Below are 12883 nucleotides of genomic sequence, written 5' to 3'. Positions count from 1 at the left end.
TAAAGTCTTAGCGTAAAGGTACGAAACAAGCACCGCTTTGTAAAGTACCAGCGCTTTTGGTACGGTACGGCTGGCTTCACCGCCAACTTTGAGTATTCAAAGTTATGCGTTATGGAAAATCAATCAGTCATTCTATCACCCGACCAGCACCGGGAACTGGAAAAGGTCATTAGTTCCCTCATAGAGAATTATGATCCGCTATACCTCATTTGCTTCGGGAGCATCGAAGAGGTCTGTTCGACAACCAATTGCTTTGCCGGGGCAAGTGAAAAGCGCTCAGCAAGGTATTACCTGCTGATGGTAACGGGTACTAAGGCCTCAATCGAACATCGGGTACAGGAATTTTTAAACAATAGTTTTGCCGGGCTATCTGTATCCGTCCTTGTTCACGACATCGATGCCGTTAAACTGGCTATCCGTAAGGGCAGCAGGTTCTTTAACAAAGTTGTACAGCATGGATCGCTGCTTTACTCCAAAAGCGGCTTACGGCTTAACATGAATGGACAATCCATTGAGCCGGATGCAGCCGCGAACTACGTTAAGGCACAGGGGCAGTACAGCAAACGCTTCCCCTTGGCAAAGGGCTTTTTGGAAACTGCTGCATTCAGCCTCCGGCAGGGATATTACACTAATGGTGTATTCCTGCTTCATCAAGCTGTCGAACAGGCCTGCAATGTGCTTATCCTGATCTATTTGGCGTACCGTACCGATATTCATAACATCGGCCGCCTGCTTGACCTGTGCCTGCTGTTTTCTGCTGAGCTTTCCGAAGCAATGCCACGCCGCACACCGGAGGATAAACGTCTCTTTGCCTTGCTGCGCAACAGCTACGGCGAGGCCAGGTACAAGGACGACTTTCAGGCAAATGAAACAGATGCTGCTGCATTACTGGCAAGGGTAACGGAACTTGTTGGTGTTGCTGAAAGGCTGGCTGCTGTTAAGCTCACGGCGAATGCAGAAAGGGCAACAGCAGAACAAGCGTCAATCATGACTTATCCTGTGGCCATCAATAACCCTCTGCCTTATGCTGACTAAAAAGAAAAACAAGGGGCAGGTCATATCGCCGGAACTGTTCTTTTACATTATACCACTGGACGAGGGACGGTTAAAGCTGACATGGGAAATGCTGAACAAGCATTTTGAAGCCGGTCGGACAAGGGAACTTTATTATGGTAACAGCACTATTCCTGTTGCCTATAGCCGGGGCATATTGACCATAGCGACAATTCTGAAAGGTCAGGCACCGCAGCAGGTGCATGTACACATTGAGCCTGACCACCTGCACGTAGCTTGTACCTGCGGTATGCCGGACAGGCAATTATGCGCCCATGCCTATATCGCATTGTATAACCTGGTTTGGACAGGCGGCACGGATCTCCGGCGGTATTGCTGGCCGGGCTATGATGCAAACGAAAAGGTACAGGATAAGTTCCTTCATGTGGAATTAAATGACAGGCTGGCTATCATTAAGGCAAGGCCGCAGTTCGGCAAGCTGTTCAAGCCGAATGTGCCAACATGGGACGGTCATCAGTATTTGATGCCAAAAAACAGAGGCTTGCCCGTAAACCTGTTAAAGGGCGAACGGGATGTATTAGGCTTTGGGCTGCTGTATGGTGACTTTCATAACAATCTTTGCGAATTACCGGTGCTGCTGCCCTTGGTCTTGCGTACCAGCAAGGACAATTTCTCCACGACAATATTTCAGCAGCTTATGGCTGATGGCACCGCAAACGGTATTGAGCTCACCGACCGTCAACTGGAACTCCGTTCGATTGCCGAGGATATGCGGCAACTCCGCGAGCCGCTTGGATATTGGCAGTATGATCCTGAACGCTCTGAAGATAGGGCATTGAAGAAAGCCTTTTTGCTGCTTTGGGAAAGGGCGCTGCCCATACTGATCGCCGAAGCCTACTGCTACGAGGCAACGCCGCCGCGCATCCGTTACAAGAAGGGGAAGGTCGATTATCTGAAACGGTCTCACCTGACACCGTGTACCTTTTCGCCGCTGCGTCCGCAGCTCTATTTTGTGTTACGGGAGCATGCCGACCATTTTGCACTAACCGTGCATTTAAGCGTTAAGGGGATGGAATTAAAATACAGGAAAAGGACAAATCTATTTGTGATGGATGAGGACAACCGCTGTTACCTCATGCCATCGGCAGAAGCCGACGACCTGTTTAACTGGATGAACGGGCAAGGAAACAGAGTCACCATACTGAAGGAACACATGGAAGTTTTTAGGATTAGATTCTTAAGGGATTTGCTGATAAGTTATCCCGTCTACCAATACCTCAAGGGAGAGCGTAGGCAATACCTTAATGCAGCGAACTAATGTAAATGCTGGAAAGCTGCCGAGTTAAAACGGCTTAACCTTACTTTGTCTTTCAGAACGCATTAAGTTTTGGGTATTTATATTTGCCCGATTTATAAATTTCCTATATGGGGATATTCGAAATGTTGTTTGTGGTGCTCATTGTCATAGCCGGTTACAAACCTACCAGCAGCAGGAGTATTGGCTTGACCGGCAAATCGGGAAATTAATAAAATGGGTCAAACAACGGTTAGCTCAAAAGTGACATTTCCTATAAGTCACAGTTATATTTTACAAGCTACGGTTATAACAATAGTCCAACCTCCATATTATCTTGCAGGTCACCGCTGGCAAAAAGTTAGCAAAGCCGGAAAACCGTCAAGGGTCTATAAATGGTGCGATTTTATTTGTTTTAATGGAGCACCACCCTTGACCATTTCCCGCCTTTTTGCTTCCGGGCTGTTTAAGCGGCGTAATGGCAACGTGTGGCGCGCCTGACCTGATGGTGCATAAGGTTCGGGAGCTGGCAACCGTCCCGTTCCTCCACAGCCGGAGCGTACCGGCCACCAGGCTAAAAGGCCTATCCCTGCATCGGCCCCCTTGGTGCTTACCGACCATTACAGGGCATTGGACGTGCCGGTTAACACCGCCATGTACCCTGCCTTTCATATCGTCGGGGCACCCTCCATCTAATATATACCGGAACCAGGTGATACCGATCAGACGGAACTTAATACTGCCATGACATGGGGAGCGATTCTTCCATCAAAAGGTCGGTCACGACCGCACAAGCCATCAAGATGTTAGCCGATGAAGGCTTGGAAATTAATGAAAAAGAAGCCGAAGAAATCTTGGATTTGTTATATTTTTTAGGTAAATTAACTGTTAATCAGTTAGTTAAAAACAGCACTGATAATAACATTAAGCCATCAGCTAAGCGGATGAGATCAATTAAGACACGGGAAAGGAACAGTAAGACATGAAAACAGCCGATCTATACATTAGGGTAAGTACCGACGAGCAGGCCGATAAAGGCTATTCACAGCGCAGCCAGGAAGAAGTATTACGCAGATACTGCGAGATCAACAAAATCAACGTCCGGAAGGTCATTTACGAAGACCATTCCGCAAAGACATTCCAGCGTCCGCAATGGCAGGCACTGCTTGTTAAATTGAAAAAGACTAAGGGACGGCATATTGATCTGATCCTTTTCACCAAGTGGGACAGGTTCAGCCGAAATGCGGGTGATGCCTATCAAATGATGAACATTTTGAATGCTTTGGGTGTAGAACCACAGGCCATTGAACAGCCTTTAGACCTGAGTATTCCTGAAAACAAAATGATGCTGGCTATTTATTTAGCGGCACCGGAGGTAGAAAATGACCGCAGGGCGCTGAACGTTTTTCATGGGATGCGCCGGGCAAGGAAAGAAGGCCGCTGGATGGCTTCTGCGCCCGTGGGTTACGTAAACAAGACCGCAGAAAACGGACGCAAATACATTGGTTTAAAATCTCCTCAAAGCGATATATTGAAATGGTGTTTTGAAAAGCTGGCCACAGGCGAATTCTCGACAGAACAAATTTGGAAGGTCGCCCGGCAACGAGGTCTTACGTGTGGAAAGAATAACTTTTTGATCGCTATACGCAATCCTGTTTACTATGGTATGATCACTATTCCAAAATATAAGAATGAAGATAGTTACCTGGTAAAGGGGCAGCATGAGCCGTTGATAACCGAAAAGCTTTTTAATGATGTGCAAGACGCATTGGACGGAAGGAAAAGAAAGCCAGGTATCAAGATAATGTCCCCTGAAGAATTGCCTTTACGTGGTTTCCTGTTGTGTTCCCGCTGTTCAAGGCTACTGACTGGAAGTGCATCAAAAGGCAGGAACCAGTATTACTACTATTATCATTGTTCCAGCCAGTGCGGATGCCGCTATAAAGCTGATAATGTGAATGTGGCTTTTGTAAAGGGGCTTAAAAAATTTGCGCTCGCTCCGGAAATGACCAAGCTGGTTACAAAGGTACTGGTCGATATAATGGAACAGGAAACAAACGGGGTAAAAGATGACCGTAAGAATGTGTTGCGTGAGATCGACGAACAGAATGATAGGCTGCGAAAAGCAAGGGAGTTGATGCTGACCGGTAAGATCGACCCTGAAGATTACGGATTGATCAAAAAGGAGACACAAGTGATCCTGAATAAATTGGAGGCGAAAATAACCGAACAGGGGGAAAATCCTTTAAGAATTGACATACTGCTTCCCAAAGCTGTTGAGACTATCGCCAGTATCCATGATTTGTATCAAGTAGCTGATAATGAAACCAAAAGAGCTATTGCCGGTTCGATGTACCCCGAAAAAATGCATTTTGACGGAGAGCAACATCGAACCGCCAGAACCAATGAAGTTGCGGAGGCTATATATATGATTTCCAGTTGGTTACGGGATAAAAAAAGAAGGGCAAGTACTGATAAATCAGCCTTGCCCACTTGGGTGCGCCCACCTGGGCTCGAACCAGGGACCAAAAGATTATGAGTCTTCTACTCTAACCAACTGAGCTATAGGCGCTGAAAATTTTGTTGATTTTCGAGGCGCAATATTACATATTTGTACTGAATTAGTAAAGCAAATTATGAAAAATATTAAAAATATAATCTTTGATTATGGCAACGTTATTTTCAACATCAGCTTTGAAAAAGCGCAACAGGCTTGGAGTGAGCTGGGTATCAGCAACTCGGGCGATTTCTTTGGTCATTTAAAGCAGGATGCTATTTTTGACGCATTTGACCGCGGTGAGATCACCGCCGCACAATTCCGTAATCGCATACGTGAAATTACCGGCGACAATAAGCTTACCGACGCGCAAATTGATAAGGCCTGGAACGGTATGCTGATAGGTGTTGCCGAAGGAACACATGATTTATTACTCCAACTAAAAGATAAATACCGTACCTTTTTACTTAGCAACATTAACGCTATTCATTACGAATTCATTATGAACTATCTGGAAAAGGAATTCGGTTTTATAGGTAATGATCACCTGTTCGAGAAAACTTATTACTCGCATCTTACCGGTAAACGAAAGCCGGAACCAGGCATTTTTGAGCAGGTATTGCAAGAGAACGGCCTGAAAGCGGAAGAAACACTTTTTATAGATGACAGCCCGCAACACCTTGAAGCGGCGAATAAGTTAGGCATCAATATCTTTTTAATGACGGCGCCCGATACCTTACAAGATTATTTTAAGCGCAACGGTTTATACTAACTGCTGCTGGTGAAAAGGCACTTTGATGATAAAGTAGGTATACTGCTTGAGTTTGCTTTGCACGTAAATTTCGCCGCCTAATGATTTTACCAACCTGCGCACTACGTACAGGCCAAGGCCACTACCGGTTGATTCGGAGTGGCCCCGGTAATACATGTCATATATTTTATTGATGATACGCGGCGATATTCCCTGCCCGTTATCACTGAATTTGATTACCAGGTTGCCTTTAAAACTAAAAATGTAAACCTGTATTAACAGATTACCTTTATGAAAGGTTATCGAGTTTTCGATCAGGTTATCAATTATATTGATGTAACTATGCGCGTTTGCCGTATGCTTTTCAGTAAGGTTTACATCAAACACCATCCTGCCGCCTATACTTGTCAATTTATCCTGATATTTTGCTTTAAGGGTGGTGAGCAACTGATTAAAGTTAACCTCCCCTACCAAACTCTCGTACGAATAGTTACTTAATACGTTGAGTTTTGACAGCATTCCATCAAGGCGCTTAACAACCTGCTCGCATTTAGCAAACAGGTCGAGCGCGTCCTCATCATCTGTAACCAGTTTAGCAAGGTTGGCCAAACCCATAATATTAGCCAGAGGTGCCCTAAAATCATGAGAGGTACGGTAAAAAAGTGTGAGCAATTCCTGGTTTGCAGCCGTTACTTCGGCGGTTCGCACGGCTACGGTTTGCTCCAGCGTACGGTTCAGTTTGGTGATCTGCTGATTTTTCTTTTTTAGCTCACGGTTGTTTTGTTCTATCTCCTGTAACAGCTCTAATTGCAGCAGCTTATTAGCGGCCAGGTCGGCAATACTGCGTAAAAATTTAAAATCAAGGTCAACATGTATTACCGGTGATTTTGCTGCCGCGGTAATTACTACTGATTGATCTTCAAAGTAAAGCACCGGGATCGAGCGTACATAACGCACTTTACTATTGGCAAAAATAGTTTTAGCCAGCGGTAACAACGCTAACTCATCACCTGAATAGCTTACAGGCAGACCATTGGCTAATACATCTACCTCAAACTTACGTATATTGTTATTTTTAGGCTTAATGATCTTACACTCGCCGCGTAATACCTCAAAACATAGCACATCTTCTTTATGGCTATGGCAAATTCTTAAAATATAGGTATCAATAATATATTTTGCATGTGCCGTAAGTGCCGTACCTATATCTTTAAACGAGGTAGCCTTATTCAGGTCGGTAGCAAAGTTTGACAGCGCCTCGTAGCGCAATCGTTGTGAATTTTGAAGTATCCCTGCTGTGGAATCCATATTACTTAGGTTCCATCAATTCGTTATCAATATGTATGCCCGATATATCTGCTATGGTGTTTACCATGTTGGTCAGGTCGGCCAGTGCCATCAGTTCCTGCACCTCTTCCAGGCTAAAGCCTTCGTCACGCAGCTCCTCAAAATCATCATCGGTAGTATTGCGTGGCGCTAAAGCACAACGGGTAATTACCTCAATGGCTTTACGGTATGATGCCGGGATGTAGGTGCACTCCAGGTTATCGGTAAGCTTCAGATCATCCTTACCGGTAAGCGCTTTACCCAGGCTATCGGCAATAACGCCATGCGTTTGCGCACAATAGTCGCAACCTTTTAGGTTTGATATATTATAAATAATAAGTTGTTTAAGCACAAATGGTACCGAGCCGCGCAACATGGTGTTACGTAACTTCTCCCAGTTACCACGTAACACGGTGGCATTGTTACCCTGGCATTTAAACCAGTTTAAAACGAACGGGATCCCCATCTCTTTCATGGTTTCCTCGTATATCAACTTCACTTCCGGACCGGCATCCTCGTACTCAACTAATTTAAAACGTTTCGACATATTTATTTGGGGGAATTATATGACATACCACCCCTTATCAGAACGAAAACAGATCTGCTTTTCAAGTTAAAAGATAAATGGTAGATGTGCAGGCAAACGCTGCTTAATTCCAGACGGTCTGTCTCAGATACCCCTGCGTTTTTTTTCTTTCACAATGAGGCTTAACTCGCGCCCCATTTGTCCGGCAATGGCAGTATTCTCCTGCGCACGACGGAAGAGATATGGCAAAACTGCCTTTATTGGCCCGTAAGGTACATATTTTACCACATTATATCCAGCATTTGCCAAATTAAAGCTCAGGTTATCACTCATGCCCAACAGTTGTGAAAAGTAAACATGCGAATGCTTGTGCTCAATACCATGCTGATCCATCAACTCGGCCAGCAGCCGGCAACTGTTCTCGTTATGTGTACCGGCAACTACAGCCAGGGTATCAATATTTTGTACAGCGTAGCGTACAGCCTCGTCATAATCCCTGTCAGCCGATTGCTTATCAGGCTGTATGGGCGATTGATAGCCCATCTCCGCGGCACGCTTACGCTCTTTTTCCATATAAGCACCACGTACTATTTTGGCACCTAAAACAAAGCCTTCTTTTACCGCTATGGCATGATCAGCTTTGATGGATGCAAGCTTATCATGACGGTAAAGCTGGTAAGTATTGTAAACAATTATTTTTTCGCGGTTAAAGCGGCACATCATGTCCATAGCCAGGGCATCAATGGTTAGCTGTATCCAGCTTTCTTCCGCATCAATCATTACCGGCACCTGTGCATCATAGGCCTTTTGGCAAATATCAAGCACGCGCTGCTGTACTTTAGCCCACTCGGCCTGCTCATCGGCAGTTAGTGTAACGCCAGCATCCAGCTTTTCCAGCAATGAAAAACGACCAACGCCGGTTACCTTGAACACGGTGATCGGAATAGCCGGATCGCCGGTAGCGCGTTTTATGGTGCGGATGATCTCGTCGCGGGTTTCATCAAAAACAGCTTCTTCATCCTCTCCCTCAACCGAATAATCAAGGATGGTACCTACCCCGCCATCGTGCAGGTTTTTAATGGTGGCATCGCACTCGGCAATGGTTTCGCCACCGCAAAACTGCTTAAATATGGTGGCTTTAATAAGCCCCTTTATGGGCAAGCCTATATTAACGGCAAAATTGGTGATAGGCGGACCTATCTTAACCAAAAAATTCACATTGATAATGCGAAACAGCCAGTAAGCACGTTTTAGCTCAGCATTGGTTGAATGCCTGAAAGCCACTTCAGTATTATCAAAAGATAAGCCTTCGGCGGGTTTAATACTGCCGTTTGTAGAGTACGAGGTCATATAAGTGCAAAAATATAAAATGCTTAATTAAATCGTTCATTTATGGTGCAATAGTTTAATTTTGCCGCACACATGATCGATTTTGAACTACAGGGCGAGTATATCCCACTTATTCAGCTACTTAAAGCCACTAACCTGGTACAAACCGGCGGCGAAGCGCAAATTGTTGTTACCGAGGGCGAAGTAAAATATAACGGCCAAGTTGATTACCGCAAACGCCTTAAAGTAAAAAAGGGCGACGTTGTTGAGTTCAGAAAGCAAACCATCAGGATCATTTAAATTATGCAAACCATACAGAGCGATAATTACCCGATTTTTTTTGAGAACAGTATTGATGAGCTTATAGCGTTTATTGAGCGTGGCAAATACAGCAAGTTTTTTGTTTTAACCGACGAACATACCAGCGTACACTGCCTGCCAAAACTAACCGACAAGCTTAACAAACTGGGTAATTACGACCTGATAGAGATCAGCGCCGGCGAGGAAAGCAAGAACATTGACTTTTGCATTGGTGTGTGGAAAATGCTGATTGATTTTGAGGCCGACCGCAAAAGCCTGCTGGTAAACCTGGGCGGCGGCGTGATTACTGATATGGGCGGTTTCGCGGCATCAACTTATAAACGGGGGATAGATTTTGTGCACATGCCTACTACCCTGCTTTCGCAGGTTGACGCGTCGGTTGGTGGCAAAACGGGCATTGATGTAGATGGCATTAAAAACATTATCGGTACATTCACCCAGCCAAAGGCGGTTTTTATTGATACCGATTTTTTGGAAACCTTGCCGCCACGACAAATACTATCGGGCCTGGCCGAAATGCTGAAACATGGCCTGATACTGGATGCTGATTATTGGAACGAACTTAAACAAAGCGACCTCACCAAGCCATCAACCGCGCTGGTACACCGCTCGGTAGTGTTGAAGAATGAGGTGGTTATTGAGGATCCGACCGAAAAGAACATTCGCAAGAGCCTGAACTTTGGCCATACCATTGGCCATGCCGTTGAAACCTGGGCATTGAACGATAAACCCGACTCACTTACCCACGGCGAAGCCATTGCCATAGGCATGATCTGCGAAAGCTATCTGGCCCATAAAAAAACAGGTCTGAAAGCCGAGGATCTGAATGAGATCACCTCCACATTCAACAAACTATACCCAAGATTTAGCTTTAGCCGGGATATTTACGAAGAACTTTACAGCATTATGCTGAAAGACAAAAAGAACATGGACGGCAAAGTGAACTGCACCCTGCTATCAGCCATCGGCCAATTCAATATTGATAACGTTTGCACCAAAGAGGAACTTTTTGAAGCGTTGGATTATTATTTAGCAGGATAGTTAAGATTTAAAGCCTGAAAAGTATAGGGCTGTCATGCTGAGCTTGTCGAAGCATGGTGGTAAGGCCTCCCCACGTACCCTTCGACAAGCTCAGGGTGACAGTCATCTTATATAAATTACCCAATCCTGTCATGCTGAGCCTGTCGAAGCATTAACGGACTATGCCCCGCACGCACCCTTCGACAGCTCAGGGTGACAAGACATCATTTTACTATTGTTTCAACCTTGTCATGCTGAGCCTGTCGAAGCATTAATGGACTATGACCCGCACGCACCCTTCGACAAGCTCAAGGTGACAAGCCAACGTTGTCATGCTGAGCCTGTCGAAGCATTAGCAAAACTTTTACAGCTAATCGGTAACATTTTCTAAATTCCAAAAATTCAGGTTCAAACAACGGCTACAAATTCTCACCTGCCGGGCCTTGTTCCTTGTTTGAGCTTTCTGATTGCTCCTGCTCAATGGCATCAGTTTTAACGCTTTTGTTGAGTTGGGTATCAGTACCGGTGTTTTCGCCTATCTCATCACGGTGCAGGTCGCTATCGTCGTTAGTTTGTTTTATATCTTTTGGATCGTTATTCATGGTGTAGTGTTTATTGAATAACGTTGCGGGTGGCTTTTGGTTTAGTTAAGTTAGTTTACTCTGAAAAATACTTATTGCCTAAAACGCAATTTTGTTTATTTTTGGACTGCAAAAAACAAATCTAAACCCTGTAATGAAACTTCATTTTGTTGCGCTTTTAATTGCGCTAACTGTATTCTCTGCCTGCTCAAGCAAAAACACCGACCCGCAGCCCGAAGAACCATCATCGCCCTTAACATCCGAACAAAAACTTACAGACAGTATTGCCGCTTATTATGGAATAAATAAAAAAGATGTTGAGGGAGTTAACCTGCACTATTCTTATGGGGACATTTCCCTAACCAAGTACATTTACTTAAGTGGTATTAAAGGCAATGAGTATTGGTATGGTATATATCAAAATGGCAAATTCTTATATCAAAAAACATACCCCGGCTACCCGGACACTTTAAAACTCGAAAACGGCGCTATAAAAACACTTAATACTTTCAGAATTCAGCGCGCTGTTGAGCTAAATGGCAAATCGCTTTTAATGCTTTACAAAACTCAGATACCTGTAAAACAAGGCGACAATTACTTTAATATGAAAGAGACGGCTACACTTGTTGATTTTAACCATTTAACCGAGTCAAAAATTGATTTAAGGGTAATTGAAAATCAAAACTATTTCATTAGCAACATTATGGAATGGTATAATGGCACTTACTTAATAGAATATCTGAGGCTAAATGTTAAAAACGGAATACGCTTAAAGATTTATAATAACGCCGAGCTGAAAGATTACACCGAGGTAGCACCGCCCAGCCATGGTGGGGCATTATCGTTTCCAAATTGGTTTAATTGTATTGCTTTTGACATGAACAACTACATTAAATTCGGCGAAAGAAAAATTGAACTTCTTGACATTGGCGCGATGTACATAAGGTGGGAAAGAAAAATATTTGAAGATGTTCCTGAAAGTAGCACAATTACCTTTGTTAACTATGTAGTAAGCAATAATACTATAACAGCAAAGTACAATATTTTTGCCGCAGATAGCTCCCAGCCACAGGAGCGTATCATTAAACTTAATCGCTTAACACTCCAAATACTAAACGAATAATCATATCATATATATATACCTTTAAATTACATATCCAGGGGTATTTATGCCTAAACTTATCTCAAAACTACAGCACAAAAATTACGAAACCGGCGAATTTTCTGATGAAAAGGCTCGCGACCTGGATGAAACCATATCGCTTATCAAAGCTTTCCCGTGGGAGGATGAACGCCATTTAACAGACATTCAACTTACAGGGCCATCGGTTACTATATGTAATGAAGCAGGCGAGTATTTAAAGATCGGATTGTATTTTAACCATAAGTTCGCACTATACTATATCAACCGTAAAGAAAAGCTACATGAGTTTTATACGGCGGACATTGAAGAGGTAACTTTAACTGTCCATAGTTTCTTTCAAGACACTCTTCCTATAAAGTTATTTAACAGGAAACACTTTAGCTTCAACAGTAAAAAACATTTTTCGACCCGAGATTTCACTTATGAATTTAATATTTATTTGTGGTGGTTAAAGATTCTGTTTGGCGGTTTATTTACTATGTTCTTTTTATGGACAGGCTTGGTAATTATGTACAATTACGCATCAATATTTGCAATATTCTGTATAATTCCGGCGGTAGTTTTATATAGGGATATTAACCACTATTTATATTCTAAAGGTATTAAGATAATTATTTCGAAAGGTAAAGATCACTTTTACTTGTATACCGCTACCACAAAAAACAAGTTGTATAAAAGAGATATTGAAAAAGTTATTGTATCAGAGATACCTTTTTCAAGACACCCTGCAAGATTATGTTCTGAGATTATCTTTAAAGATGGCCGCAGCATTAAATTATCATCATTAGTAATACAACCATTAACATTGGCTTCGAAGCTCAAAAATGCAAAAGTTGAATATAAGTATGACTACTTGCCACTATTAAATAAGAAATCAACAGATGCTTTTTTAAAAACATTTTGAAATTTTATTTGGAACAAATATTTCAAACGCTTACATTAGCGGCATCAAACAAAACAATGATTACTAACAACGCATATTTTTACGGTTTTTACTTTTACTTTAACAGGTAAGAGCCGGGACTGATATGCAATAACTAACATACAGAAGAAACTGAAAAGTCCCGGCCCACAAGGCCG

Annotated in this window: 13 protein-coding genes and 1 tRNA gene; 9 read left to right on the top strand and 5 right to left on the bottom strand. The window is 43.3% G+C overall.

Translation table 11 applies throughout. The annotated features are described in order from the left end of the window. The first annotated feature begins 111 nt into the window (after positions 1-111). The 4 genes from LJ707_RS09010 (at position 112) to LJ707_RS08995 (ending at position 4847) form a co-directional block, all read left to right on the top strand. Positions 112-1035, top strand: a complete 924-nt coding sequence (locus LJ707_RS09010; RefSeq protein ID WP_228950476.1) for a HEPN domain-containing protein — start codon at positions 112-114, stop codon at positions 1033-1035. Then, a complete protein-coding gene (locus LJ707_RS09005; RefSeq protein ID WP_228950475.1) occupies positions 1025-2332 on the top strand; it encodes a hypothetical protein in 1308 nt (435 codons plus the stop codon). The genes LJ707_RS09010 and LJ707_RS09005 overlap by 11 nt, the downstream gene beginning before the upstream one ends. A 779-nt stretch (positions 2333-3111) precedes the next feature. Continuing rightward, the gene (locus LJ707_RS09000) at positions 3112-3294 is read left to right on the top strand and encodes a hypothetical protein (protein ID WP_228950474.1); all 183 of its coding nucleotides are present in this window, start codon (positions 3112-3114) and stop codon (positions 3292-3294) included. After that, complete coding sequence (locus LJ707_RS08995) at positions 3291-4847, top strand: recombinase family protein (protein ID WP_228950775.1); 1557 nt, start codon at positions 3291-3293, stop codon at positions 4845-4847. Before LJ707_RS09000 ends, LJ707_RS08995 begins: the two co-directional genes overlap by 4 nt. Here LJ707_RS08995 and LJ707_RS08990 read toward each other — a convergent pair. Then, a tRNA-Ile gene (locus tag LJ707_RS08990) sits at positions 4807-4880 on the bottom strand. The two genes, LJ707_RS08995 and LJ707_RS08990, sit on opposite strands and share 41 nt — an antisense overlap. Positions 4881-4944: 64 nt before the next feature. Between LJ707_RS08990 and LJ707_RS08985 the strand changes: the two genes are divergently transcribed. Then, a complete protein-coding gene (locus LJ707_RS08985; RefSeq protein WP_228950473.1) occupies positions 4945-5577 on the top strand; it encodes an HAD family phosphatase in 633 nt (210 codons plus the stop codon). On the opposite strand, the gene LJ707_RS08980 is transcribed toward LJ707_RS08985, so the two are convergent. The 3 genes from LJ707_RS08980 to LJ707_RS08970 all read right to left on the bottom strand — a co-directional run bounded on the left by LJ707_RS08980 (position 5569) and on the right by LJ707_RS08970 (position 8758). Further along, positions 5569-6864, bottom strand: a complete 1296-nt coding sequence (locus LJ707_RS08980) for a HAMP domain-containing sensor histidine kinase (protein WP_228950472.1) — start codon at positions 6862-6864, stop codon at positions 5569-5571. The genes LJ707_RS08985 and LJ707_RS08980 overlap by 9 nt on opposite strands. A 1-nt stretch (position 6865) precedes the next feature. Next, positions 6866-7429, bottom strand: coding sequence for a carboxymuconolactone decarboxylase family protein (locus tag LJ707_RS08975; protein WP_228950471.1), 564 nt, complete (start codon positions 7427-7429; stop codon positions 6866-6868). A gap of 123 nt (positions 7430-7552) precedes the next feature. Next, positions 7553-8758, bottom strand: coding sequence for a proline dehydrogenase family protein (locus tag LJ707_RS08970; RefSeq protein ID WP_228950470.1), 1206 nt, complete (start codon positions 8756-8758; stop codon positions 7553-7555). 72 nt (positions 8759-8830) lie between these two features. Between LJ707_RS08970 and LJ707_RS08965 the strand changes: the two genes are divergently transcribed. After that, positions 8831-9037 (top strand): RNA-binding S4 domain-containing protein, encoded by a 207-nt coding sequence (locus tag LJ707_RS08965; RefSeq protein ID WP_228950469.1) that lies wholly within the window; start codon positions 8831-8833, stop codon positions 9035-9037. A 3-nt stretch (positions 9038-9040) separates the two neighbouring features. Next, positions 9041-10099, top strand: coding sequence for a 3-dehydroquinate synthase (aroB, locus tag LJ707_RS08960; protein ID WP_228950468.1), 1059 nt, complete (start codon positions 9041-9043; stop codon positions 10097-10099). Positions 10100-10497: 398 nt separating this feature from the next. On the opposite strand, the gene LJ707_RS08955 is transcribed toward aroB, so the two are convergent. Continuing rightward, positions 10498-10680 carry a hypothetical protein gene (locus tag LJ707_RS08955; protein ID WP_228950467.1) on the bottom strand — a complete coding sequence of 61 codons (183 nt, stop codon included), beginning with the start codon at positions 10678-10680 and terminating at the stop codon, positions 10498-10500. A 133-nt stretch (positions 10681-10813) separates the two neighbouring features. On the opposite strand from LJ707_RS08955, the gene LJ707_RS08950 reads away from it, so the two are divergent. Beyond that, complete coding sequence (locus tag LJ707_RS08950) at positions 10814-11782, top strand: hypothetical protein (protein WP_228950466.1); 969 nt, start codon at positions 10814-10816, stop codon at positions 11780-11782. 46 nt (positions 11783-11828) lie between these two features. Further along, positions 11829-12707, top strand: a complete 879-nt coding sequence (locus LJ707_RS08945) for a hypothetical protein (RefSeq protein WP_228950465.1) — start codon at positions 11829-11831, stop codon at positions 12705-12707. Positions 12708-12883: the final 176 nt, after the last annotated feature.

It is taken from the genome of Mucilaginibacter sp. UR6-1 (assembly GCF_020880975.1).
Classification (GTDB): Bacteria; Bacteroidota; Bacteroidia; order Sphingobacteriales; family Sphingobacteriaceae; genus Mucilaginibacter.
This window is presented reverse-complemented; position numbering and strand designations above follow the sequence as displayed.

Bases quoted from the DNA above. Each gene is read 5' to 3' on its own strand.
- LJ707_RS09010 (WP_228950476.1), top strand. From the start codon at position 112: ATGGAAAATCAATCAGTCATTCTATCACCCGACCAGCACCGGGAACTG.
- LJ707_RS09005 (WP_228950475.1), top strand. From the start codon at position 1,025: ATGCTGACTAAAAAGAAAAACAAGGGGCAGGTCATATCGCCGGAACTG.
- LJ707_RS09000 (WP_228950474.1), top strand. From the start codon at position 3,112: ATGTTAGCCGATGAAGGCTTGGAAATTAATGAAAAAGAAGCCGAAGAA.
- LJ707_RS08995 (WP_228950775.1), top strand. From the start codon at position 3,291: ATGAAAACAGCCGATCTATACATTAGGGTAAGTACCGACGAGCAGGCC.
- LJ707_RS08985 (WP_228950473.1), top strand. From the start codon at position 4,945: ATGAAAAATATTAAAAATATAATCTTTGATTATGGCAACGTTATTTTC.
- LJ707_RS08980 (WP_228950472.1), bottom strand. From the start codon at position 6,864: ATGGATTCCACAGCAGGGATACTTCAAAATTCACAACGATTGCGCTAC.
- LJ707_RS08975 (WP_228950471.1), bottom strand. From the start codon at position 7,429: ATGTCGAAACGTTTTAAATTAGTTGAGTACGAGGATGCCGGTCCGGAA.
- LJ707_RS08970 (WP_228950470.1), bottom strand. From the start codon at position 8,758: ATGACCTCGTACTCTACAAACGGCAGTATTAAACCCGCCGAAGGCTTA.
- LJ707_RS08965 (WP_228950469.1), top strand. From the start codon at position 8,831: ATGATCGATTTTGAACTACAGGGCGAGTATATCCCACTTATTCAGCTA.
- aroB (WP_228950468.1), top strand. From the start codon at position 9,041: ATGCAAACCATACAGAGCGATAATTACCCGATTTTTTTTGAGAACAGT.
- LJ707_RS08955 (WP_228950467.1), bottom strand. From the start codon at position 10,680: ATGAATAACGATCCAAAAGATATAAAACAAACTAACGACGATAGCGAC.
- LJ707_RS08950 (WP_228950466.1), top strand. From the start codon at position 10,814: ATGAAACTTCATTTTGTTGCGCTTTTAATTGCGCTAACTGTATTCTCT.
- LJ707_RS08945 (WP_228950465.1), top strand. From the start codon at position 11,829: ATGCCTAAACTTATCTCAAAACTACAGCACAAAAATTACGAAACCGGC.